General features: G+C 46.8%; 20 protein-coding genes and 1 riboswitch. Of the genes, 11 read left to right on the top strand and 9 right to left on the bottom strand.

The genetic code is table 11. From position 1 onward, the window contains the following. Positions 1–529 precede the first annotated feature (529 nt). Together SHEWANA3_RS03495 and SHEWANA3_RS03490 are read right to left on the bottom strand one after the other, a co-directional pair. Positions 530–1,387: a PA4780 family RIO1-like protein kinase gene (locus SHEWANA3_RS03495; protein ID WP_011715841.1), complete on the bottom strand. Its 858-nt coding sequence runs from the start codon at positions 1,385–1,387 to the stop codon at positions 530–532. A gap of 270 nt (positions 1,388–1,657) precedes the next feature. Then, positions 1,658–1,993 carry a hypothetical protein gene (locus tag SHEWANA3_RS03490; RefSeq protein WP_244096596.1) on the bottom strand — a complete coding sequence of 112 codons (336 nt, stop codon included), beginning with the start codon at positions 1,991–1,993 and terminating at the stop codon, positions 1,658–1,660. 207 nt (positions 1,994–2,200) lie between these two features. Here SHEWANA3_RS03490 and SHEWANA3_RS03485 point away from each other — a divergent pair, with 207 nt between their 5' ends. Continuing rightward, positions 2,201–2,749 (top strand): DUF2799 domain-containing protein, encoded by a 549-nt coding sequence (locus SHEWANA3_RS03485; RefSeq protein WP_041412925.1) that lies wholly within the window; start codon positions 2,201–2,203, stop codon positions 2,747–2,749. 34 nt (positions 2,750–2,783) lie between these two features. Here the strand turns inward: SHEWANA3_RS03485 and SHEWANA3_RS03480 are convergent, their stop codons facing one another. Next, complete coding sequence (locus tag SHEWANA3_RS03480; protein WP_011715838.1) at positions 2,784–3,554, bottom strand: phosphatase PAP2 family protein; 771 nt, start codon at positions 3,552–3,554, stop codon at positions 2,784–2,786. Positions 3,555–3,759: 205 nt separating this feature from the next. Between SHEWANA3_RS03480 and SHEWANA3_RS03475 the strand changes: the two genes are divergently transcribed. After that, on the top strand, positions 3,760–5,700 hold the full coding sequence (locus SHEWANA3_RS03475; RefSeq protein ID WP_011715837.1) for a GGDEF domain-containing protein: 1,941 nt from the start codon (positions 3,760–3,762) through the stop codon (positions 5,698–5,700). Between the two features lie 175 nt (positions 5,701–5,875). Here the strand turns inward: SHEWANA3_RS03475 and nrfA are convergent, their stop codons facing one another. Next, positions 5,876–7,279 (bottom strand): ammonia-forming nitrite reductase cytochrome c552 subunit, encoded by a 1,404-nt coding sequence (gene nrfA / locus SHEWANA3_RS03470; RefSeq protein WP_041412542.1) that lies wholly within the window; start codon positions 7,277–7,279, stop codon positions 5,876–5,878. Between the two features lie 242 nt (positions 7,280–7,521). Between nrfA and narQ the strand changes: the two genes are divergently transcribed. Together narQ and SHEWANA3_RS03460 are read left to right on the top strand one after the other, a co-directional pair. Then, positions 7,522–9,318 (top strand): nitrate/nitrite two-component system sensor histidine kinase NarQ, encoded by a 1,797-nt coding sequence (gene narQ, locus SHEWANA3_RS03465; RefSeq protein ID WP_011715835.1) that lies wholly within the window; start codon positions 7,522–7,524, stop codon positions 9,316–9,318. Continuing rightward, entirely contained in the window at positions 9,311–9,940 is a 630-nt protein-coding gene (locus SHEWANA3_RS03460) for a response regulator (protein ID WP_011621455.1), read from the top strand. Before narQ ends, SHEWANA3_RS03460 begins: the two co-directional genes overlap by 8 nt. Positions 9,941–10,028: 88 nt before the next feature. On the opposite strand, the gene SHEWANA3_RS03455 is transcribed toward SHEWANA3_RS03460, so the two are convergent. Further along, complete coding sequence (locus SHEWANA3_RS03455) at positions 10,029–10,403, bottom strand: YacL family protein (protein WP_011715834.1); 375 nt, start codon at positions 10,401–10,403, stop codon at positions 10,029–10,031. Between the two features lie 180 nt (positions 10,404–10,583). On the opposite strand from SHEWANA3_RS03455, the gene SHEWANA3_RS03450 reads away from it, so the two are divergent. Further along, positions 10,584–11,549, top strand: a complete 966-nt coding sequence (locus tag SHEWANA3_RS03450; RefSeq protein WP_041412541.1) for a zinc transporter ZntB — start codon at positions 10,584–10,586, stop codon at positions 11,547–11,549. Between the two features lie 54 nt (positions 11,550–11,603). Here the strand turns inward: SHEWANA3_RS03450 and SHEWANA3_RS03445 are convergent, their stop codons facing one another. From SHEWANA3_RS03445 to SHEWANA3_RS03435, 3 genes are all read right to left on the bottom strand, one after another. After that, positions 11,604–12,719: a succinylglutamate desuccinylase/aspartoacylase family protein gene (locus SHEWANA3_RS03445; RefSeq protein ID WP_011715832.1), complete on the bottom strand. Its 1,116-nt coding sequence runs from the start codon at positions 12,717–12,719 to the stop codon at positions 11,604–11,606. Between the two features lies 1 nt (position 12,720). Further along, the gene (gene lysC / locus SHEWANA3_RS03440) at positions 12,721–14,076 is read right to left on the bottom strand and encodes a lysine-sensitive aspartokinase 3 (RefSeq protein WP_011621451.1); all 1,356 of its coding nucleotides are present in this window, start codon (positions 14,074–14,076) and stop codon (positions 12,721–12,723) included. A 143-nt stretch (positions 14,077–14,219) separates the two neighbouring features. Then, positions 14,220–14,394, bottom strand: a riboswitch (Lysine riboswitch). Positions 14,395–14,634: 240 nt separating this feature from the next. Continuing rightward, positions 14,635–15,069: a DUF3293 domain-containing protein gene (locus SHEWANA3_RS03435; RefSeq protein ID WP_011715831.1), complete on the bottom strand. Its 435-nt coding sequence runs from the start codon at positions 15,067–15,069 to the stop codon at positions 14,635–14,637. A 586-nt stretch (positions 15,070–15,655) separates the two neighbouring features. Between SHEWANA3_RS03435 and arcA the strand changes: the two genes are divergently transcribed. Continuing rightward, positions 15,656–16,372: a two-component system response regulator ArcA gene (gene arcA, locus SHEWANA3_RS03430; RefSeq protein ID WP_007644695.1), complete on the top strand. Its 717-nt coding sequence runs from the start codon at positions 15,656–15,658 to the stop codon at positions 16,370–16,372. Between the two features lie 352 nt (positions 16,373–16,724). Here the strand turns inward: arcA and SHEWANA3_RS03425 are convergent, their stop codons facing one another. After that, positions 16,725–19,016 carry a S9 family peptidase gene (locus tag SHEWANA3_RS03425; RefSeq protein ID WP_011715830.1) on the bottom strand — a complete coding sequence of 764 codons (2,292 nt, stop codon included), beginning with the start codon at positions 19,014–19,016 and terminating at the stop codon, positions 16,725–16,727. A 296-nt stretch (positions 19,017–19,312) separates the two neighbouring features. Here SHEWANA3_RS03425 and SHEWANA3_RS03420 point away from each other — a divergent pair, with 296 nt between their 5' ends. From SHEWANA3_RS03420 to SHEWANA3_RS03400, 5 genes are all read left to right on the top strand, one after another. Continuing rightward, a complete protein-coding gene (locus SHEWANA3_RS03420; RefSeq protein WP_011715829.1) occupies positions 19,313–20,305 on the top strand; it encodes a class 1 fructose-bisphosphatase in 993 nt (330 codons plus the stop codon). 607 nt (positions 20,306–20,912) lie between these two features. Further along, positions 20,913–21,902 (top strand): nuclease-related domain-containing protein, encoded by a 990-nt coding sequence (locus SHEWANA3_RS03415; protein WP_011715828.1) that lies wholly within the window; start codon positions 20,913–20,915, stop codon positions 21,900–21,902. 116 nt (positions 21,903–22,018) lie between these two features. Then, a complete protein-coding gene (locus tag SHEWANA3_RS03410) occupies positions 22,019–22,582 on the top strand; it encodes a hypothetical protein (RefSeq protein WP_011715827.1) in 564 nt (187 codons plus the stop codon). Further along, the gene (locus tag SHEWANA3_RS03405) at positions 22,579–23,571 is read left to right on the top strand and encodes a DUF262 domain-containing protein (protein ID WP_011715826.1); all 993 of its coding nucleotides are present in this window, start codon (positions 22,579–22,581) and stop codon (positions 23,569–23,571) included. Before SHEWANA3_RS03410 ends, SHEWANA3_RS03405 begins: the two co-directional genes overlap by 4 nt. Before the next feature lie 533 nt (positions 23,572–24,104). Next, positions 24,105–24,593 carry a TIGR00645 family protein gene (locus SHEWANA3_RS03400; RefSeq protein WP_011621445.1) on the top strand — a complete coding sequence of 163 codons (489 nt, stop codon included), beginning with the start codon at positions 24,105–24,107 and terminating at the stop codon, positions 24,591–24,593. Positions 24,594–24,627: the final 34 nt, after the last annotated feature.

Below are 24,627 nucleotides of genomic sequence, written 5' to 3'. Positions count from 1 at the left end.
CAACGACCTAAGATATAAATCGTACAAATAACAATAATAACTGTGCTGTTTACTATCCGACTCTGTCAACTTAATGCTCAAAGGGTATGCAGTAGCAACAAAAGAAAGGTTTTGACAAGGCTTTAGAGGGAGTTATCTCCCCCAAAGATCAAATATGTGAATTGTGCTCCCCCAAGTCACGAACATATTACCCTCTTGGGTCTTGTCCTTTTATTCACGGATCAATGACGATCCAGCGCTAGGCTAGGATAGCGCGCCACGGATGGCTGTGTTGCTTGCAACACCTAAGGTTTCGGCAAGGCTCGAGGGAGTTATCTCCCCCAAAGATTAAATATGTCGATTGTACTCTCCGACCAATCCAACATATTTTCTCCCTTTGGTCTTGTCCTTTTATTAAGTGGTTCAATGGAAAGGAAGGGGCTGAGTGCCCATGCCAAGGATGGCAATGTGAGATATTCAAAATCAACACGTTAATAATATTCTCCAATAAAAAAGACGCTTATCAGCGTCTTTTTTATTAGGATGTCAGCTAATAGTTTTCGTTAGCTTCTTGAAGTCGCAGCTTGCGCTCCTGCGCCTCATCATAGGCGGCTTGAATTTCATCCAATACAGAATTGACATCGGCATCGACTAATACTTCGGTAAATTTACCCGTGAGCGGCGTATCCGCTTTTAATTGTCCCGCCTCAAACAGCGCCCACATTTCTTTGGCATATTGGGTCTTGAGTAGCTCGGGGGCGTACTGACCGTAATATTGCGTCATGTTATTAACATCACGCTCCAGCATCCATTTCGCATGGTTGTTGGCTGCGGCATCGACGGCCTGAGGTAAATCGATAATCACCGGGCCATTAGCATCCACTAGGACGTTAAATTCGGATAAGTCGCCATGGACTAAACCTGCGCAGAGCATACGTTTAACATAGGTCATCACTAACCCATGGTCGTGGATGGCTTGCTCGGCACTGAAACTCACATCATTCAAACGGGGCGCAACATGGCCTTCGCTGTCGGTGACGAGTTCCATCAACAATACGCCATCGAAACAGCCAAAGGGCGTAGGCACTCTGACTCCCGCATCGGCTAAACGAAACAGCGCATCGACCTCGGCGCTCTGCCAAGCCTCTTCCATCTGTTCGCGGCCAAACTTAGAGCCTTTCTCCATCGCCCTAGCGCGGCGGCTATTACGGACTTTACGTCCCTCTTGGTAAACCACCGCCTGCTTAAAACTGCGTTTCTCCGCTTCCTTATATACCTTGGCGCAGCGAATATCCTCACCACAGCGTACCACGTACACTGTAGCCTCTTTACCGCTCATCAGTTGGCTAATGACTTCGTCAACCAGCCCTTCATCAACCAGAGGTTGGATTCGTTTAGGAGTTTTCATACCGACCTTATACCTTACTTAGGCGTAAGATGGAATGTGCCGGGCAAATCTTCATATAAAAGCAGCCTTATAAAGAGAATAGATAAAAAGATTCAGTTAAAGATACCTGACTTCAGTAAAAACTAAAGCACCTCGTGCAGGAACACAATAGCAAAACGCAGTGGATTTACCGTCAGTAAAGCTGCTGAAAATTACCTCTTATTGCCTGTACCTTGGCTTAACGAGCGCATCGATTGACTCATGCAACAAGACACTGAAATCCATTGTGATTTATACAAAGAGTGCTATCACACTGCCCACGGTTGCGGCGACTTTCAGCAATTGCCCGGCTTTGTAGTAGCCTTGGTTGCCCTCTTGAGGTGGAGTTTCGCGATCACAAAGAGGTTCAGGGGTCTTAGGTTCTGCCAAACCAAGTGCGCCATGGGCGAAAGATTGCAGGGCACCGACCTCTGTCGGAGTATTGTTATCACTCGATTCTTGAGGTTCAGTGCCTTTTTTAAGTTCTGCTTGCACCTCTTGAGAAGACGTAGAAGTCGTCGCCATGTGCGGCGCAGACCGTTTTACTCCCAAGGGCGAGCTATCTGATGGCGGCAGCGGAGCCAACATAAGGATTTCCAATACAAGATACTGAAAAGTAAAACTAACATTAACTCAATACCTTAGCATTATCACAGCGAGTAAGTTGTGACTCAGATAGGAAAAGTTGCCCTGAATTCTGCGCCAGCTAACCGTATTCGCGGCGAAATATAGCGCTAGCTCTCCCCTTCCCTAGGCTTTATGCTGATGCCATTTTGTGACTTGTCAGATTTTAGAATGCGCTACCTTAATTTTGCTTTGGCTCTTACCGCCCTCTCCCTCACCCAATGCACTAGCCTCTCACTCGAGGAATGTCGAGATAATGACTGGTACGCCACGGGTTTAGCCGACGGTAATCGGGGCGCTAACGCGAGCCAGCTCAATCAGTATCAGCAGGATTGTCGTGAGTTTAATCTCAGAGTGGATGCAGCCCAGTGGCAACAGGGATATCAGCAGGGACTTATCAGCTATTGTCTGCCCGAAAATGGCTACCGTGTAGGTTTAGCTGGAGAGAATTACTATGGCGTTTGTAGCAACAATCAGTTTGTTGAGCGTTATAACCAAGGACACGAGCAGTATCTGGTGAATAAACGTCTAGCCGAAATTGCCGACCGCTTAAATGCCATCGATAGCGAGATCAGTAGCATCAACAACAAGCTAAACAACCTCACCGATAAAGCCGAACTGCTAAAGCAAAAGAACACCCTATTGAACGAGAAAAACCATCTCCTCGACGAAAGACTACGCCTTCGCCGAGGTGATATCCGCTTTGAGTTTCGCTTCTAAGCGTTCGTCTCAGAGTTACTTGGAGGATAAGCCATCACTTAGAGATGGCTTCTTTGGTACTAATAATACTGATTTTGTTGGCGACTTTAATCTTGTTGACCTTGGGCACACGCAGGAAGAAGCCATAATAGAGCAAGCTAGCGGATGTCCAAGCGATGGCCAAACTCCATAAATCATGGCTTAAGAAATGGGCACCACGAAGCTCCTGCGCAAAACCAAACAGCGCACCTAAAACAATACCGAAGATTAAGCCGGTCTTAGCATACTGGGGTCGGTATTCCTTCAGCACATAATAGCTTGCTACCCAAGCAAAACCGCCGCTCGAATGTCCACCGGGGAAACACTGACCAAACTCAGCCCCCTCTGGCAAGCGAGCAAATAGGGATGAGTGCAGCATGCGACCGCCAAACTCAAGCACATCCCAGGGACAAGTCATATGGGTAAGACTCTTACCAAGGCGCACCAAGACCACACTCGCTAGCACACTGCAAAACAAATAGATAAAACCTTTACGATAAGGTCGCAACTTGTCGACGCGAAAGCTTAAGCCAATGCAGCTAACCACGACAACGGCAAGCAGAATCACCAGATTTCGCCCAGTGACATGCAGTAGATTCTCAGTCAACCAATGGCCACGCAAAGGCCAAGAATCGACCCCACCCTGCCAGTGAAATAACAAGCTGGCGAATCGCATATCGGCATGGGTCAGTTCGAGCCAAAAAATAATCACCGCAAACACAAGCCAAGGTGCAAGCAAATGTCCCTTTGCGAAGCTGAAAAATGTCGTCCTAACATTACTTTTCATAGTGTGATGCACTTAGTTATCCACTCGCCAAAATACCCAGCACCAGACTACGGGCGAATTCTTATCAAAAGCTTAAGGAAATTAAAACACAGAAATTAACATATCAGTTACAAATTAAAGCAAACTTAATCGTGGTGGTAAACTCGAAAACGAAGAAAAAGGCTATAGTGTATAAATAACAAAGTGCTTTTTGGATGAGCCTCAAATGCCCTACAAGTTTGCCCTCCAACAATCTCAAAAAGAACGTTTATTCGCGGATATCGCTATTGATACAGGCAAGATTACCGTGCCGCCTGAGATGCTAGAGAATTGGCAACAAACCTTAGATCTGCTCTCCGAGATAGTGGATACGCCGGCCGCGCTTATCATGCGTGTTCATCCTACCGAGATTGAAGTATTTGCCTCGAGCCATAGTCAGGGAAATCCCTACAAGCCCCACGATAAAGAGCATTTAGGCCATGGCCTGTATTGCGAAACCGTGATGAAAGAATGTCGAGAGCTCCACATCCCCAACGCTTTGAAGGATGCCGATTGGGATAAAAATCCCGACATAAAACTGGGGATGATAGCCTACTGCGGCCTGCCCTTGCATTGGCCCGATAACAGCACCTTCGGCACCATTTGTATGCTCGACAGTAAGGAGCGTAACTACAGCCAGCAGTTCCGCAGTTTATTGGCACGATTTCAAAATGCTATCGAAACCAATCTGATCACTCTGTTCCAACAGGCTAAGTTGCAGCTCCATAACCAACAACTCGAACAGAAAGTGCAGCAACGCACCCATGAACTGGCAGAACTCAGCGCCAAGTTAATCCGTGAAATTGAAACCCGTACGACGACCGAAAGCTCACTTGAGTATCATAAAAGCTACGATCCGCTGACAGGGTTACCCAACCGGCTCAATCTCATCAACACCCTAGCGAATATGCTGGAAGAGATTAATCGTAAAGAAAAAATATCAGTGTTTTACCTAGGGCTGCGTAACTTTAAATCCATTAACGACAGCTACGGTTATCTTATCGGCGATAAGATACTCACCATCTTGAGCCAACGCTTACAACATTGCACAGACGGTCATACCTTTATTGCCCGCATCGCGGGGGCGGAGTTTGTGCTAGTGCAAGCCCATAAGCCCTCACAGCGTGAGACTCACAAACTGCTGAATCAGATCATCAACTGCTGCAATTCCCCCTTTGGTATCGCAGACTTCGTGATCACTATTCCCTCGTCAATCGGCATAGCACAGGCGCCAAGCGACGGTATCGATGCCGCAACCCTGCTGCAAAAAGCCGGAGCTGCCATGACCATCAGCAAGGCCGAAGGCATTCCCTACAGCTTTTTCAATCAAGACACCCAAATCGCACTGAGCCAGCGCTATCAACTCGAGTCGCACTTAGTCGATGCCCTGAGAAACAATGAATTAAGCTTGCACTACCAACCCTTTATCGAACTCAAGACTCACAAAGTGATTGGCGCAGAAGCGCTGCTGCGTTGGCACAATCCCGTGCTAGGACAAGTTACCCCCGACCGATTTATCGCCTTGGCCGAACGTAATGGGCAAATCATGGAGATAGGTAACTTTGTGCTCCACAGCGCCATTAAACAAGCCGCCGACTGGTGCCGAATACTGCAGCGGGACTTTAAAATCGCCATCAATATCTCCCCCGTACAAATGCGTAATCCCCGCTTTGCCGAACATATTGCCGAGCTACTAACCCTGTACCAATTACCTGCCACGGCACTGGAGCTCGAGATCACCGAAGGAATGCTATTGCAGGACGAGCACTTAGCCCATAACGCTATTCAGCAATTGCAGGAACTGGGGATCCGCATCTCACTCGATGATTTTGGCACCGGCTACTCTTCCCTAAGCTATCTGCAAAAGTATTCCTTCGATACCTTAAAAATCGACCGCTGCTTTATCAGTAAGCTCGAAAACAGCGAGCAGGACAGGGAGTTAACTAAGGCCATTATCGCCATAGGTAAAAAGCTCAAACTGAAGGTGATTGCCGAGGGAGTTGAAAACACCCATCAGGACAGTTTTATCCGCAGTGAAGAATGCGATTTAGGCCAAGGCTACCTCTATGGTAAACCCATGACGCCAGCGCAGTTTGAGCGGGAGTTCATCCGCAAGCCAGAGGCTTAAATTGATTCTGTAAAAGCAAGCACTGTGGCTGTGATGCCGTCATGCCTTGTTAATGCCAAACAAGCATCTAGCTTGAATAAGCCCGAACAAACAAATCGACCGTTAAAATAAAAAGCCCCCGCAACCTAAATTGCGGGGACTTTACTATGAGGGGTTAGCTCATATTCAAGGATGTTTACTTGTAAGTTGCTTCGCGTTTTTTCGCTTCTTCATCCCACTTAGGTAACACGTCTTTCTTGAATGCTTCTTTCTCTGCATTCATCTTGTCCATGTCCATACCCAGTGCAGCTTGAGCTTTCGCTTTGGTAGAGATATCAGGGATAGCAACCGCGTCAGTCACGCCTTTCTTCGCCAGTAATTGGGCTAATTTCACGCGAGCATCAGCCGCTTTATCAACCGCAGTACCTAGGATACGCAGTGCTTCTTCTGGCGCGTGAGCCGCAACACCGTGAGAAGCAATCGCGAAGTCCCAGCGCCATTGAGCGTGACGGATATCAGTCAGGATTGGCTTCATTTCAGCTTCGGTGGCACCCACTTCCCACGCTTTAGCGGCTTCGAAGTGTGCTTTCACTAATTGACCTTCAGCGCGAGCTTTCAGCTCTTTCACTTTGGCATAACGCTCTTTAGTGATGCCTTCTAAGAACTCTTTGCTTTGGCTATGGCAAGTTGCACAGGTTTCGTCGAAGCGATCGAATGGGTTACCCACTTTATGATCTGTGTACTTACGACCTTTGTCGTTAGTCACTTTAGGCATGTGACAGTCAACACAGCTCACATCATTCTTACCGTGTACGCCCAGTTTCCAAGTTTCATAACCAGGGTGTTGTGCCTTCAGCATTGGTGTCTTAGACAGCGCATGAGTCCAGTCAGAGAACTCGATAGCATCGTAGTAAGCTTCCATTTGTTCAACAGTAGTACCTGAATCCCATGGGAATTTTACGAAACCTTTGCGATCGTCTTTCTTCTCGAAATAGTATTCAACGTGGCACTGACCGCAAACCATAGATTGCTTGTCTTTCTTCGAAGCTTTGTCGAATGGTGTGCCGATAGTTTCCATTGCGCGCTCAGCGAATGGACGTGAAATGCGTAGTTTTGGGGTGCCTTTTTCGTGGCAGTCGCTACAACCGATAGTGTTAACGACTTCTGGACCACCTTTAGCCCACTTGCCTTTGAAGTAACCCTCTTCGCCTTGTTCTTCGATCAGACGAGGTACATCAGGGCTCTTACAGCTCCAACATGCCATTGGCATTGGGCCGTCTTCGGCATTGGCTGGTGCGCCAGTACGTAGGGTGTTACGAACGTCAGTCACGGCATACATGTGGCCGCGAGGTGCGTTGTAGTCTTTTGCGAAACCATAACCGGCCCACAGAATTACTAAGCTAGGATCGCCCGCTAATGCGTCGGTGATCTCTTCACTTTTTGCGGTGTCATGCCAGCTATTGTATTGATTAGCAAACTTATCTTTGTATACTTCGTTGCGTGGCTCGGTCTTATCGCTTGCCATCGCACCCGCCGCCATGAAGCTCGCGGCAACCAATGCACTGAGTGCAAAGGACTTACCTGTCATCTTCTTCATCATCTCATCTCCGTGTTGCATTATTTTAATAAATCACGACATCTCCAAGGCCAAAGTTAGTGGCTTAAACCCTCCAAAGACATACCTCTTAGGGGGTATCTAGAACGAAGTTTGCGCTAGATCAAAATGTAATAGTGTTGTTGTTCACACTTTTATGTTTTCGTTAATGTAGTACATTATTTTCTAATGTAAAACACGACTAAAGTGCCATTAAATCAATGGCCCATATATTAGGTAATGGACATATGAAACGAGGCAGCCTTACCTCTAAAATTTTGGGTTTAATGTTAGTACTGATTTTGCTTTCTAGCAGCTTGGCCATCTTCGCAATCATCAATTTGTCTTACAGTTTAGGCGATGCAAAGGCCATCAACGCCTCGGGTTCACTGCGGATGCAAAGTTATCGGCTGATGTTTTATGCCAATTCGGGCAGTGACGCCGCCCAAGAGAAGATTGCCGAGTTTGAAAACACCTTGCACTCCGAGGCATTGCAACCTTCCACAGGTTGGCTTAGCCCGAAAAAAATCGCCGATCAGTATCAGCTCGTTATCGATAAATGGCTGGTGATGAAGTACTACATTGAGCAGGAAAACTCCCGCGATTACGCCGCCTCGCTCAAGGACTTTGTCGATACCATTGATTTATTGGTGTTAGAAATGGAGCACCACGCCGCCTTTAAGCTGCGCCTGCTTGCCGCGAGCCAGATCTTTGGACTCGGGCTAATGCTCGCCATCGCCTTTTTAGCGGTACGTTTTACCAAACGAAAAGTTGTTGTCCCCTTACAGCAGTTAATGGAATCGGCCAACACCATTTCAAAGGGTAACTTCGAGATAGAAATGCCCGAGACCGAATATATTGAGCTCACCGCCCTGACCCACGCGCTGCAAAAAACCGCCCGCGAGCTCGCGACCCTGTATGGTAACTTAGAATCCCAAGTGGCCGAAAAGACTCTCGCGCTCACTAGGGCAAATAATGAACTCGCGTTTTTATACGATAACCTATTGACGCTTAACGCGAATAAACTCGATTACAAGGCACTTAGAGCGGCGTTAAATCAATTAAAAGATTATGAGTCTATCGACTATTTACGGCTCATTATTCAGTACCCAGAGCAAGAGTTAGAAGTGGTTGAAGCCGATGGTGGCTGGCCAGAAGATACCCAAAACAGCACCCGCTTCCCACTGCAATTTGAGCAGGCAGATTTAGGTTACTTAGAGCTTATTTCAGCGCAGGATACGAATACACCGCTGTTTAAAAACTTCGCCATCATGCTCACTCGCTCCATCGTCATCCATAACGCCACCGAGCAACGCCAGCAACTGGCCTTGATGGAAGAACGCGGAGTGATTGCTAGGGAATTACACGACTCCCTCGGTCAGGTACTGTCCTTCCTCAAAATCCAAATTAGCTTGCTGCGCAAAAACTTAGATCATAGTTGCCGCAGCCCTGCGATCGAGGGGCAACTGACGGAAATCAATGAAGGCGTCAGTACAGCCTATGTACAGCTCAGGGAGTTATTATCCACCTTCAGATTAACCATCAAAGAACCGAATCTGAAGAACGCGATGGAAGCCATGCTAGAACAGCTTAGGGCCAATACCGATATCAAGATCCATCTCGATTACAAACTCTCGCCCCAATGGCTCGAGGCGAAGCAGCATATTCATATTCTGCAGATCACCCGTGAGGCTACACTCAACGCGATAAAACATGCCAATGCCAGCCAGATCAATATTCGCTGTTATAAAGATGACAATGGCATGGTCAATATCAGTGTGAGCGATAACGGTATAGGAATTGGCTATCTAAAGGAGCGGGATCAACACTTTGGCATAGGGATCATGCATGAGCGTGCCAGTAAATTAGCCGGTACTGTTGTATTTAGTAGCAATGATACGCACACTAATAGCAAGGGAATTACCGAACAACTAGACCAAGAACAACCGGATGTGCCCTTAGCGTCTAATAACAAATCCAATTTGTCACAGGGAACCAAAGTTACTTTAATCTTCCCTTCCCAACAGGAGCCTACACATGGGTAAACCTTATTCAGTCCTCGTGGTCGATGACCATCCCCTCCTACGTAAAGGGATCTGCCAACTGATCGCCTCCGATCCAGATTTTAGTCTCTTCGGCGAAGTCGGCGGAGGCTTAGATGCCTTAAGCGCCGTTGCCACCGATGAGCCCGATATTGTACTGCTGGATCTGAATATGAAGGGAATGACAGGACTCGATACCCTCAATGCCATGCGCCAGGAAGGCGTGACCTCACGGATAGTAATCCTCACAGTGTCGGATGCCAAACAAGATGTTATTCGACTGCTACGCGCGGGCGCCGACGGATATTTGCTTAAAGATACCGAGCCGGATCTGCTGCTCGATAAGCTCAAAAATGCCATGTTGGGCCACAGAGTGATCAGCGATGAAGTTGAAGAATATCTGTACGAGCTTAAAAATGCCGCCGATGAGCAGGAATGGATTTCAAGCCTCACGCCAAGGGAACTACAGATCCTGCAACAGCTGGCAGAAGGGTTAAGTAACCGGATGATTTCAGAGCACTTACATATCAGTGAAGGCACGGTAAAAGTACACGTTAAAAATCTGCTGCGTAAGGCCAATGCCAAGTCGAGAACCGAAATGGCGGTAAGGTATCTGAACAACTAACGCTTCAAATCGAGTGGTTCAGCACTAAGCTAAAAAACAAAGGCAATCAATCGATTGCCTTTATTGTCTGCAGGAGTAGAAATTTGTGCTATCGCCCTTTTTGCACAAACTCATACCAACTTAGCAGAGCTTCCTCTAAATCTTCTAATCCACAATAGGCTTCCGATTCCGCATCGTAGAGGGACATCGATTCCTCGAGTTCATACTCTTGCTCAAAACCTAAGGCATTGGCATAAATGCGCGCCTGCTCTTCATCCAGATCTAGGGTGAGATCGCCGCCAATTAACCGCCAAGAATCACGCTTACCCGCTTGAATTTCTTTGATAATATCGAGCACTTGTTGAATTTTGGCTAACTCTGGCCCTAACTCTTCCGAAAACCATTGGCCCAGCACTTCATGGTCCATACTAAAGCTGGCTAAATAAGTGCCCGTCAAACTGTTACGCCGAAATTCATATTCCATTTTATCTTCTCAATGCATTACAACTATGGCTAATTTTAATCTATTTCATCGTAACTTGCTTGGCCAGCAATTTAGCCCCACCAAGGGCTGCAATTGTCAGCACAATCATCGCCTAGACTTCATTTTCACAACGAAATCAGTTAGCTTGAGTCCATGATTTAGCAAGAGATGGAATGCGATATGCACGATGGATTTATCTACAGCTTAGTGCTTAGCGGCGCGCGCGCGGGGTCAACCTTAACCCCAGAAGAGCTTGAGAACTGGGATCCCAATGATGGGCTGATCTGGATACACCTACGTTATCGCCACAAAAAAGCCCGCCACTGGGTATTAAATAGCGGCTTGAATAAAGTCGAAAGTGACGCCCTGCTCGCCCAGGATACTCGCCCGCGGGCCGTACTGGCTGGTGAAGGCGTTTTGCTGGCCCTACGCGGGGTTAACTTAAACCCCAATTCAGCCCCAGAAGACATGGTCGCGGTGCGTATTTACGCCGATAAACAGCGGATTATCTCAACCTGCGATCGTGAGTTGCTCTCAGTCAAAGATGTTGCCGAACTCATTATGGAAGGCGCAGGCCCCACCACCACAGGGGACTTTATCGTCGCCGTATGCGAAAGACTCACCACCCGTAAAGTGGATTTTATCGACACCCTCGAAGAGCAGCTGTCTGAGTTAGAAGAACAAGTAGTCTCTGGCAATGTAAAAGACTTACGCACAGATATCGCCGAGCTACGCAGGCAAACCGTGGCGCTACGACGTTATTTAGGCCCGCAGAAAGAAGCTTACGCTAAGATGCTGTCCGATCAATTTGTGCTGTTTAACGAGCCCGAAAGACTCAAGATGCGTGAAACCACGGACAAACTGATCCGCACCATTGAAGACTTAGACGCCCTGCGTGACCGAGCCAATGTGACCCAGGAAGAATTACTCAGCCAACAATCGGAGCAGCTAAACAAGCGCTTGTATTTCTTATCCTTAGTCTCGGCAATCTTCTTACCGCTAGGCTTTTTAACCGGCTTGCTTGGGGTGAATATTGGCGGCATTCCCGGTGCGGATAACACTTGGGCCTTTGCGACCTTCTGCGGCATTCTTATCTCGCTGGTCGCCCTGCAAATGGCACTCTTCTATCGCTTTAAGTGGTTGTAGATTGGAATAAAAAACGCCAATCACATGATTGGCGTTTTGTTTTGTGGATTGCCGTTACTGCGGCAACTCAAACAGATTTGTCATGACTTTATACAGCTCGGTGCCTTGATGCACTGACGCCGAGGCAAAATGGAGTATGGGCACACAATCCTGCGGCAAGCTAAGCGCCGTCAGCTCCCGCTCACTACCATATAAGTCAAGGCGCAGCAGATTAACTAAGGTCTCACCCGCCGCCAGTTGCTCTCCCACGGGCGCCACATATTCCACCAATCCCGCCATAGGCGCATGGTACTTTTTGTAATCCTTAAGATAACAGCCAAAACGCGGCATCTTTGCGGGCGCCACTCGCTCGGCGATCACCCCACGATGACTCAAGTAGGCCAAAATCCCCTGAGCATCGACTAAAGCATCCTCGAGGCAAATGCGTTCTTGGCTCGCCAGTTCTAAGGTAAAGGCCGAAACGGCAATCTCGAGATCTCGCCCCTGTGCTTTCGCGACTTCACTCAATTGCCACCAAGGGCAAAATGCCGCTTCATCCATAGCCCCGCCAAAACTATTGGGGATCACTAAGGTGTAAGGAATCGAGAAATACTGCGCCGCCGCAATATCATATTCTGGGCAATACAAGTGTTTACAGGATTTAGGCCCAGTATGCAGATCGAGTACTATATCCGCCTCGTGGGCCATGGCCTGCAGGTTAACCGCTAATCTGTGGCCAGTCGTCACGCCCCACTCATTGCGTAAACGCTGCTGACACGCCTCGACTAAAGTGCTGCGGTAAGCTTGGATAAGCGCGCTATCGCTCAGCTCAGCATGCTCACGGTACCAAGCGGCTAAATCAATCGAGTGATTTAAGTACTCGCGGTTCCAGTTTGCCCCTGTGATAGGGTCAAAACGCCCCAGCGTAAACTCGCCACTCTTTTGATTGATCCCCAGCGGATTTGCCAAGGGCACTAAGGTTATTTCCCCTAAGATGTCGCAGCGCTCGAGCTGCTTCATCAACTGAAAAATCACCGCGTTGCCCTGCACCTCGGCGCCGTGGACATTGGCCTGAATATACACTTTAGGGCCAGCGGCATGGCCACTTGGCTTAAAGTGGTAAATCGGCAGGGTGAGTGCTTGCCCTGCGGCAAGCTCCCCAATGGTTAAAGACGACGCAGTCGGTTGCATATTACGCACCTTCGAACAGGTTTTCGTGCAGCGCTTTAACCACTTGCGCCGCTTCAGATTCGGCTACCAATACGCACAAGTTATGTGGGCTGGCACCTTGGCAGATCATGCGCACATTGTGGGGCTCGAGCACTTCAAACACTCGGCGACAAATGCCCGCTGTGGTGGCAATGCGGTTACCGATAATCGCCACCAGTGCTAAACCATCTTCAACACGCACGCGGCAATGCTGTGATAATTCCTGCAACAGCGCTTCGCTCAATAGCCCCTGGCCGCTCGAATCAGAGCCAGTTTTATCTAGAGTGAGCGATACGTTAACTTCGGAGGTGGTGATCAAGTCCACACTGATCTTATGCCTTGCCAAGGTGGCAAAGGTTTCAGCCAAGAAGCCCTGTGCATGCAACATTTGCAGGCTGTGTAAATTGAGTAGCGTTTGGTCGCGGCGCAGCGCAACCGCGCGAAACACGGGCGCATCTTCAACCTGATGACGGATCCAAGTACCGCCCTTTTCAGGCTCCTTACTCGAGCCGACAAACACTTGAATTTGCTGGCGCACAGCAGGCAGAATCGTCGCAGGATGCAGCACTTTAGCACCGAAAGTCGCCATTTCGGCGGCTTCGTTAAAACTGATTTCGGCAATAGGGTGCGCGTTTGGCGCAAGGCGCGGATCGGTCGTGTAAATCCCGGCCACATCGGTCCAAATCTCAACCGCAGAGGCTTTTAAGGCTTCGGCTAACAGTGCCGCAGAATAGTCGCTACCGCCACGGCCAAGCGTGGTGGTTTGCCCTGCCTCATCTGAGCCAATAAAGCCTTGAGTCACAATCACTTGTTCAGATAACAGCGGCAGTAAATGCTCACGTGAGAGAATGGCAATTTGCTCAACCTGTGGCTCGGCGCGGCCAAAATGGCTGTCGGTGCGCAGCACTCTGCGCACATCGAAGGCACTCGAGTTAGCGCCTTTTTCCCGCAATACCGCCGCAAATAATGCCGACGAGCACTGCTCGCCAAGGGACAATAACTCATCCATGGTGGCCTTGCTGCGCTGGGATGCTAGCGCTTCGCTCAATACCGCCATACGGCTTAACAGCTTATCCAATGCCGCAGCTACGTCGTTGGGGCGACCCAGTTTATCTAAGATAGCGTATTGAATTTGCGCAATTTGCTTTAAGCGCTGTAAACGACCATCGTCGTTCATTGACTCTTGAGTGAGTTCAACCAAGAGGTTAGTCACGCCACTGGAGGCGCTAACCACCACTAAACGACAATCGGGATTGCCCAGTACGATATCGGCGCAGCGATTCATTGCACCGTAATCGGCGACTGAGGTACCACCAAATTTTGCGACAACAAGAGACATTATCGTACCTCCGCAGAAGCAGAAGACACGGCACAAACTAGGATAAGATCTTGATTAACTAACATGATTACGCTCCGAACCAACTTCGTTCGAAGAGCCTGGTGCTCAATGATACGCACCCCAATAGAAGGGAAACAGCAATCGTCACCAGAAGCTCTCCACCAATTACAGGTGACAATCGTTAGGATTCAGCCTAAGCGACCGACATAAACATGCAGCAACCACATCTATGCCTCGGCGTTAATCTCCCTCATCAATCATCGCTGGAGTTTGTGCTCCTCTGACTGACTACCTAGTTAACGCTCCTCTTCTGTTCCTTTCCGCCGGAAAAGGACGAAAAAAGTAGCAATAAACCCCTAATGAAGTCAATGCTAATTTCACATCGCATAAACAAATTCAATAAACGCTTTTAAAAACAATGAGCAATTTAGCGGTAAAGCCAAAGCAAAAAATGGCGGCGAGGTATCATGCAGGCATTAACAGGATCAAAAAATAACTGACCTAGCCTTGCCCTTTACAGGCAAAGCCGGATAAGAAAAATAGTAATAAACTCGCGGGTTAGGTCGCTAGATCAGGCAGTTCGTACACCAAACGCACGTGATCATTAAACAGGCCTAAACACACTTCATCATGCCCGGTTAAGGTGCAAGGCACTAAACTCACCTCACCCTTTTCCACCATATAGATGGCATATTGATTAAACTTTTTCCCTAGCTGCAGCGCCATGCTTCTGTCGACAAACACCGCCCAGCTCTTTTCCATATGGGATAAATCTGGCGATGCGCCCACCATTGCACGATAGGGGCTGCCTAATAATTCAATATCACGGAGAAGTTGGCGGTCGAGTAAACGGTTTTGGCTGGGACTGAGGAGGGTTGAAGCGGGATTATGGGCGGTAATTACAGCAAAGGAAAAATCACAGGATAATGCTTGAGTAAGCAAAAACAACGGCTTCTGGTAATGCTGCCACAAATCTTGAGTCATGTTGTCCATTGGTAGTCTAGTCGAAAAATGAACCCGGGTTAGTGTAGCAGAGCGCCTCAAAAATCCAAAGAGGCGTGAACTGGCTCACAAGAATCAAAAATACATTAGTTATACTAATCAATGACTAAAGTAAATATCATGGTAAATCAGGGCCTCAACCAGAAATTTGTTAACATTTCATTTGTTAACAAATGCCTAAAACGAGTACAATGACGCCATTGGCTAGTTAAGCAGATAACATTAAGTTTGCTTAATCTTGACAAGGGTTTGTTAGATTCCTCTGCGAAATCACCCTAATCTGGCCAGACATCTTTTAAAATGTGTTCTACATTTGAGTTATCATTTAAACATTTTAAAAAAAACAATAGTTAAGGAACTATTTATAACTATTGCTTATCGAAGTTGATACTGGTTACGTTTTATCGTATTACACTTTAAACGTGCACTTTATATACATCCTGATGTGTCGCCGTAAAGATCTTTCCTTTGAAGCACAGAGCAGTTAGAGGAAGTATCAACATTTTATGAATATAAGGATCCGATGTAAGCGGTCCTTATGGTTAGAATAAAATTGGTTAAAATTTAGGTAATTAATATGCAAAATCCGCACATTCTGATCGTTGAAGATGAAGCCGTTACCCGTAACACGCTGAGAAGTATTTTCGAGGCAGAAGGGTATGTGGTAACTGAGGCCAATGATGGCGCAGAAATGCATAAGGCTATGCAGGAAAACAAAATTAACCTAGTGGTTATGGACATTAACCTACCAGGTAAAAACGGTCTGTTGTTGGCACGTGAATTACGTGAAATCAACAACATCGGTCTGATCTTCCTGACAGGCCGTGACAACGAAGTCGACAAAATCCTTGGACTTGAAATTGGCGCGGACGATTATATTACCAAGCCGTTCAACCCACGTGAATTGACGATTCGTGCTCGCAACCTTCTGACTCGTGTGAATAGCGCTGGTAACGAAGTCGAAGAAAAGAGCTCTGTCGAGTACTACCGTTTCAACGATTGGAGCCTAGAGATCAATAGCCGTTCTCTGGTGAGCCCACAGGGTGAATCTTACAAACTGCCACGTAGCGAATTCCGCGCTATGCTGCACTTTGTTGAAAACCCAGGCAAAATCTTAACTCGTGCCGATCTGCTGATGAAGATGACTGGCCGTGAGTTAAAGCCACACGACCGTACTGTTGACGTAACTATCCGTCGTATCCGTAAGCACTTCGAAAGCTTGCCAGATACGCCAGAAATCATCGCAACGATCCACGGTGAAGGCTACCGTTTCTGCGGTAACTTAGAAGACTAATCTTCTAAGTCCGTTTGAATAATAAAAACCAGATCCTCGGATCTGGTTTTTTTATCTCAGCAATATGGCAAACCCTCTGCCCCGCTTTATCACCCCGCCAAACTTGAGTAGCTAAACTTGAATAGCCACACTTAAACAGCCATCGCAAACTTTAAGCGTATCAATTGGAATGGAGCCCTTACTCACGACCAAGTGCTATCCACAGCCTTAACTCAGCTATTAGCTAAGGTGGTAGCTAAGGTATTAGCCAAATACCGCGTAAAAAAAAGAGTGAGGTGTTAACCTCACTCTTGGATAACTGCATGCGTTAGATTAACTGCATACGCTTGGTTAAACAGCGCTCTGCTGTGGGTTATTCGCCGCTTTTAAGCTGTCTATCGAGGAAATCCGCCAGCGAGCGATATAAGTGATTACGCACTTTTTCACCGCGCATCGAATGCTTAGAGCCAGGATAATCAATCATCTGGAACAGTTTGCCTTCGTCCTGCAACGCCTTGTACACGCGAGTGCTGTTTTCAAACAACACGTTATCGTCGGCCATGCCGTGGTACATCAACAGCCCCGACTGGTAGTTTTTCACATAGGGGAACACGCTACTGGCTTCGTAACCTTGTTCATTATTCGCCGGATGGGCGAGATAACGCTCGGTGTAGTGAGTGTCGTACAAACGCCAATCTGTGACGGGCGCGCCCGAAATCGCCGCCTTAAAGTAATCCGGCGCCTTAAACAGGCTCATCAAGGCCATATAACCGCCGTAGCTGTGGCCATAAATCGCCACGTTGTTGCTATCGACAAAGGGCAAGCTGCGCAGATAATCGACGCCAACCTTTTGGTCGTTCACCTCCGCTTCACCCAAGTGACGGTAAATCACTTGCTCGAACTGGGTGCCTCTGTGGGCGCTGCCACGGTTATCCAGTTGAAATACCACATAACCTTGTTGCACTAAGTATTGGGTAAAGTAATCCTGCTCACTCCAGCTATTGGTAACCAATTGCGCATGCGGGCCGCCATAAACACGTACGACTACCGGATACTTTTTGCTCGCATCGAAGGGCATGGGTTTAAAGAGGCGCGTTTGCAGGACTTGTCCGTCTTCCGCCTTAAGCTCTTTAAACTCTGGTAATTGCCAAAGGCCAGCATAGTCATACAGAGGATGGCCCGCTTTGACTTGGTTCTGCTCTACCCACGCCAGATGTTGGCCCTTATCGCCGTGCAAACTGATCTGTGGTGGCTGAGATAAGCTATTGAAATAATCTAGATACACGCTTTGATTATCGGCAAATACCGGATTGTGCATCCCCGCCTCGCTGCTCACGCGCTCAACCTTGCCACCCGCTAACGGCACACGGTAGAGGTGTTTTTCGATAGGGGTATCTTTGCGGCCAGTGAAATACACCCAACCTGCGGTTTCATCAATATATTCCAGCTCATCGACCGCCCAATTGCCCTTGGTCAATTGCGTCTTCAGCTTACCTTTTAGGTCAAACAAATACAGATGATTAAAGCCGTCACGCTCCGAGGCCCAGATAAACGCCGATTGTTGCTTTAAGAAGTGCAGGTCATTGTTAAGATTCACCCAAGCATCGCTACGCTCTTTGACTAAGGTTTTCGGCTTGGTCAGCGCATCGAGAGCCACCAGTTGCAGGTCTAATTTTTGTTGATCGCGGCTCTGCCACTGGAAGGATAAGTGCTTGCTATCCGGCAACCAATCGACGCGAGGCAAGTAAATATCTTTATTTTTATCATCGCTTAAGGTGACCCAATTGATGGCTTTATTCTTAAGGGTCACAACACCCAGTTGGATCTCGACATTGTTTTTACCCGCAGCCGGATAACGCTGCTCGGTAAGCTTAATGCCATCGGCGTAGATTTCATTGCGGGTGGCCAACTCAACGCCCGACTCATCGATACGGGTAAAGGCGATGGCCGATTCATCGGGCGCCCACCAGTAACCCGTCATACGATCCATTTCTTCCTGGGCAACAAATTCCGCCATGGCATTTTTAATCGCGCCGCCACCGTCTGTAGTCATGGCCTCAAGCTTTTTAGTCGCTAAATTGAGCACATACAGATTTTGGTCCCGCACGAAGGACACAAAATTCCCCTTGGGCGATAGGCGAGCATCGGTGGCAAAGCCCTCGCCTATCGGCAGTTGGCTAACGCTGTTATCCGCTAAGGAGAAGTAATACAGATTACCCGAGGCAGGGATCAACAGCGCCTTGCTATCGTCGGCCCAGAAATATTCCATAATGCCTTCGCCATAAATACGTTGGCGCTCGCGGCGGGCCTTTTCTTCATCGGATAACTCATTGCTCGCCAGCTTATCGGCGTTTAGCAACAGGCTAGATTCGCCCGTCTTCACGTCCATCTGCCAGAGATCGTAAAAATTTTGGTTGTCTTTACGTCCCGCAAGATAGGTCACCCTTTGACCATCGGGGGATAATTTTAATCCTCGGGGACTCGTGCCCGCCAAGGCAGGCGACGCATTCATGCGCTCGATAGTCAGCGGCGTTGTGCCGCCCTCAAGCGCATAGGCGGGGGTAAATATCGCGCTAGAAACCATGGCCAGTTGACTCGCTATCAGTAGAGATGAGGCGCCCAATGTCACCGAGCGCAGGGAAGAAGCTAACCCATTTTTAGTCATTATTATTCCTTGGAAGCATATTCGCCTTTAGGTGGCGATCAAAAACTGCCGTCATTGTGCCAAGGCAAAGCCTAAATAAAAAGCGCAGGCAATATACAGATACAAATTAGCAGGCAAACCCCTGCGGTTAGCTCAATTTTCACGATAACCCACTCAGCCTGGCACAAAGGGATAACCCTCTTGGCTTAATTTGATTAAAACCCACAGCAACATCGCTGAAATTGTCGACTAACTGAGTTATTATTCGCGGCAAATAATGAAATTGACCTCAATGTTGAACCCCTAAAGGACCTAACATGCAGACTCTTGCCCAGCACTTAACCTCAAAGGCAGTGAACGAATCCCTCTCGCAACTGATTTTGACCTTAGCCGACACCTCCAAAGCCATCAGCCATGCCGTGCGCCATGGTGCCTTAGCCGGTGTGTTAGGCGCGACCGAACAGGAAAACGTGCAAGGTGAAACCCAGAAAAAACTGGATATCATTACCAACGATATGCTCAAAGATGCATTAAAAGCCGACGGCACAGTGCGCGGCTTAGCCTCTGAGGAAGAAGATCATGTGGTTGAAGTCTGCGCCAATGGTCAATATCTGGTATGTTTCGACCCTTTAGATGGTTCATCGAATATCGATATCAACTCACTGGTCGGCACGATTTTCTCTGTTCTGCCCGCCCCACAGGGCGAGTTGACTGAAACAAGCTTTTTGCAATCGGGTCGCAATCAGTTAGCCGCAGGTTATGTGCTCTACGGCCCATCAACCATGCTCGCCCTCACCACAGGCCAAGGCGTGCAACTCTTTACCCTGCACCCAGAAACCAACGAATTTTTACTGACCAACGCGGCCATGAGCATCAGCCCAGACACCCAAGAGTTCGCCATTAACATGTCGAACCAACGTTTTTGGGAAGCGCCAATGCAGACCTACATCGCCGATTTACTGCTAGGCAAAATTGGCCCGCGCGAAAAATCCTTCAACATGCGCTGGATTGCCGCCATGGTCGGTGACGTGCACCGCGTACTTTCTCGCGGCGGTATCTTTACTTATCCAACCGACAATAAAGATCCGAAAAAGCCATACAAGCTGCGTTTAATGTACGAAGCCAACCCAATGGCCCTTTTAGTCGAGCAAGCTGGCGGTAAAGCCTCTACGGGTTATGAAACCATTTTGGATATTCAACCAACGCAAATTCACCAACGCGTTGCAGTTATCCTAGGTAGCGCCAATGAAGTAGACGCTTGCCTAAGCTACCATGGTTTGGATTACAGTGAAGAACCAAGTCTAGACTAAGCCGAATCGCTTAAGCTTTGATTTTTTTTCAGATAAAAGCCACTGACCACAGTGGCTTTTTTGTTATCGCAGAATGCGACATTTGAGTTTTATGCGGCTTTACCGCTGAAGAAATTGCGGCCTAACGGCCGAGGTGAATCAAAGTCGTGGGGCTTCACCCCCTGATTTTTAATAAAGAGTCGACCAAGGAGGACTGCTCGTCCTATCAAAAACGTCCATGTTAAGCTGCCAGCTCGATATCCCTATCTCGCGCTCAAAACGGCCGCTGGCCTTCGCCCTTGGATGCTCCAAGACGCCCCTAACGGAGTTGAAAGCCCCTTGGGCATTAAGCGTTCTTATGCTATCGCGTCAGACGCTCGTCCCTGATTCGACTGACGCTATCTCGGCATCCATGCCTCGCTCACGCAACGAACGCAAATGCCCTGCGGCAACTCCGAGGGGATGGTGTATTCTGTAACTTCTGTGTTGACTGTAAATCTCCAAAGATTTGCACTTTCCCATCATTGATCAACGTTAACCTTTAGCGATTTTTATCTTTATCTTTCAATGGCACAGTGGGTATTATGAAACCGATTATTATCAAGTTATGAATGGACGCTGTTGATAAATGATTCTAAAAACTAAAACACTGCAAAATACCCAAACACCACAAACTATTGCGGGTCAAAAACAAGAACAGGATGTTGCCTTTTATCTGCGCCGCGCTTTCAAAGATCATCCAGAAGTACTCGTTATCAATGATTTTCGATTCACCTTTAACGGCGAAACAGCTCAAATTGATCACTTAATTATTTATCCATACGGCTTTGTTTTAATTGAGTCTAAAAGCATAAAAGGTCATGTGGATGTAAACCAACATGGCGAATGGACTCGCAGTCACGGCAATAACTGGTTTGGTATGCCATCACCAATTAAGCAAGTTGAACTGCAACAATCGCTGCTTAAAGAGATGCTAAAACAGCATCGAAGTGAAATTCTCGGTAAGTTACTCGGGATAAAACAGCAAGGTTTCGGTATGCGTTGCTGGGATCATTTATGCGCGGTCTCAAGCGATGCCGTGATCAATAGAGAAACGATGCCTGCGGCAGTTTCAGAGCAGTTAGTTAAGACAGAGTTTTTAGTCGAGAAGCTTGAAAAGATCATGAATCTTAAAAGCAAATTCTTCCGAATTATTAATGTGAGTGATACCCGTCCAGACTTTAATCAAGAAGAACTGAATTCAATCGCTAAGTTCTTAATCGATCGCCATCTAGACCCATCTCAAGCTACGAGTGAAATAACGTCCGTACAAACACCACAAGTCAAAGAACCTGTTGCCTCCTTTGCCGTTAACAAAGTGGCGGAAGCGAAAAACCCTGCAATAGCACAACCCACAACTAACAGCATCCTTCGCTGCAAACATTGTGGCGAATCAACAAACTACACCCCGATGTACGGTAAGTTTGGTTACTACATAAAATGCAATCAATGCACCAAAAACACGCCAATGAAACAAGCATGCCCAGAGTGCCAAAGCAGACAAACAAGAGTAATCAAGGCAAAAGATAGCTATACACTACGGTGCCAAGATTGCAGTCATAGCTCAGAAGTGATTTAAAAGTTGGTGAAAATTTGCTCTCAGTTACATTTTAAAGGTAAAGGTTTAAACCATGAAAAAAATAATGAGATAAACGCACACATGCACTAATAAAAAGTAGTTTAGGAAGGATAAAAATGGAGAATATGGAAGATTTCAAAGCTGACTTAACAAAACTCAGCAGCCTTCAGATTGTGCGTAAGCATGTTTTTAATGGTCAGAGTAAAATCCTCTGTGAGGACATGGTCTATGAACTAAAAGAAGAGATCTGTTCTTATCTAAATATTGATTTCAATGATGTGGTGCTGGTTGGTTCAGGTAAAATGGGCTTTAGTATAAAACCCAGTCGTCGATATGGGGAATTTAACGATGATTCTGATTTAGATATAGCGATAGTATCGCCACATCTTTTCCATACAGTATGGAAAGAAGCATTTTCTTATAAGAAGAGTCGAGCATATTGGCCCGACTCAGACTCATTCTTTCAATTTTTGGCAGCTGGCTGGGTTCGTCCAGATAAGCTTCCATCAAGTAAATACTTTGAATTTACCGGGCATTGGTGGAACTTTTTTAACAAAGTAACTAGTTCGGCCAAGTATGGACCATATAAAATTAGAGCAGGTCTATACCAATCATGGTTTTTTTTAGAAGAATATCAGAAAATATGCGTAGAACAGTGCATAGATGAGGTCAAAAAATGAATACATCAGCAACAAACAGAAGACTTCGAGTTTTATTAACAGCAATAAGTAAAGAAATATTAGTTCCTCAGCCGGAATTTCAGCGTAGGTTAGTTTGGTCAAATAAAGATAAAGTTGAGTTTGTAAAAACAGTACTTGAAGGATATCCGTTCCCTGAAATATATATTGCAGCAGGAAACGTAGACCCAAAAACCGGTGAAGGCTGCGAGCTTCTTGTTGATGGCCAGCAAAGAATTACAACTCTTTATCAGTATTTTAAAGATTCACCAGATTTAAAACTACCAGCTAATGTGCCTAGTTATGCTGAGCTTGAAGAAGCTAAGCAAATAGAGTTTCTCGAATATGAAGTTGTAGTTAGAGATCTTGGAAATAAACCCATAGAAGACATAAAAGAAATATTCCAAAGGATTAACTCAACTAGTTACGGATTGAATGCCATGGAAATTCATAATGCTAGATATGGCGGCGAGTTAAAAAAATTTGCAGAGGATATGTCTCAGAAGGATTTTTTTGATCAGCACAAAATTTTTAATACAACAGACATAAAACGTATGAACGATACTAGGTATTGCTTAGCTTTAATTGTAACAATGATGAGCACATACTTTAATCGTGATGGGGAAATTGAATCCTACCTTGAACGGTACAACGAGTTTTTTGATGAAAAAGAAAAGTACAACTCTCAAATTGATGAAGTTCTAAAAACTATCACACAATTGAATTTCCCTTCAGATTCTCGCTCCCTAAAGAAAGCTGATTTTTTCACTCTATTTATCGAAATTCATAAAGCTATTTATAAATTAGGTAAAAGCATAAATATTGCTAACTTGCGTTGTAATCTTGATGACTTCTATGATCGTGTAGATAAAGCTGCAGCTGAAGAAATTAATGATGAAGTGGCCGAGAAATATTATAAGTCAGCATTACAAGGTAGTAATAATCGTAGTAATCGAGCATTACGTGGTGAGATCGTTCAAGAGCTGATTTAGAGATAAAGCAAGCACAACACTTTTCAGATTAACAAACAACGCCAAGGCCACAGAAGTTCACCCTCCCCTCGGAGTTGCCGCAGGGCGAATAGACAAATTGCGTGAGACTTGCCATGGATGGCAAGCTAGCTTTCGCAGGTGCAGGGATGCATCCTTCGGAAGCGATAGCAAATTTGGCTATGAGCCCAAGGGGCTTTCAACTCCGTTGGGGCGTCTTGGAGCATCCAAGGAGGATAGGACGAGCAGTCCTCCTTGGTCGGGTGTGGGGTGAAGCCCCACGACTTTGATTCACCTCGGCCGTAAGGCCGCAATGACTAAACATCAGCATAATCAGGTGCGGGTGAAACCCCACTAACCTAACTCACTTGGCCGTAAGGCCGCAAAACCAAATCTGCTATGCTCGCAACTTGAGCTTAGCTGCATATACCTCACGCCTTTGCGATTGGCCGATAGCGCGGCGTTAACCCAGTATGTTATTGTTTTGGCTTCATAGATTCGATTATTAAGCTTTAACCACTAAGGATTTACTCCATATGGAAAAAATATTTGAAAGGCTAATGTACGCATCACGCTGGATTATGGCGCCCATCTACTTGGGGCTGAGTCTAGTGTTGTTGGGTTTAGGCATTAAATTCTTCCAAGAGATCTTCCATATTCTGCCGATTATTTTTGAGATGACCGAAGTGGATCTGGTGCTGGTCACCCTGTCCTTGATTGATATCACCCTAGTGGGCGGTCTGATTGTGATGGTGATGTTTTCTGGCTACGAGAATTTTGTCTCGCAGCTGGATGTCGGCGAAGACAGTGAGAAGCTCAGCTGGTTGGGTAAATTAGATTCTGGCTCACTAAAAAACAAAGTGGCCGCGTCCATTGTGGCGATTTCGTCTATCCACCTGCTGAAAATCTTTATGGATGTGAAGAATATCGATAACGACAAAATCATGTGGTATTTGCTTATCCATATCACCTTCGTGGTGTCGGCATTTGCCATGGGCTACTTGGATAAAATGACTCGTAAATAAACAGCGACATCGCCCCGTAAGCGACGTTGCTGTT

Source organism: Shewanella sp. ANA-3 (assembly GCF_000203935.1).
Taxonomy (GTDB): Bacteria; Pseudomonadota; Gammaproteobacteria; order Enterobacterales; family Shewanellaceae; genus Shewanella.
The sequence above is the reverse complement of the archived record's forward strand: the minus strand, read 5'-3'. Positions and strand labels throughout refer to the sequence as shown.